1 pseudogene is annotated in these 256 nt (G+C 67.6%); it reads left to right on the forward strand.

Annotated elements, in window-relative coordinates:
- Positions 1 to 195, forward strand: a pseudogene (locus SB754_RS21400) (formylglycine-generating enzyme family protein); the annotation flags it as partial.
- Between the last annotated feature and the right edge of the window lie 61 nt (positions 196 to 256).

A 256-nucleotide genomic window follows, 5' to 3' on the forward strand; every position in this document is an offset into this window, starting at 1 on the left:
GTCCGTGCATCCACCCGCCGCGGCGGCGCCCCCGGGATGAAGCATCCTGACGTCGGCGTACGGGTGGCAAAAGGCGGCTTCTCCACGGGCCAAGCGGCACAAGGCTGGTCAGCCCAGGCAGACGCCGAGCGGGGAGCAATCAAGGGGCCGCTGCCATCCGGCTGGACGCCCCTCTCCACCTGCGAACTTGGGTGATTCTTCGCGATCGGCAGGAAAATCATGTGCCCGAGTATGCCATCAGCCGTGGCACGCACCC

The sequence above is a fragment of the Leifsonia sp. SIMBA_070 genome (assembly GCF_046534635.1).
In the GTDB taxonomy this organism is placed as follows: Bacteria; Actinomycetota; Actinomycetes; order Actinomycetales; family Microbacteriaceae; genus Leifsonia.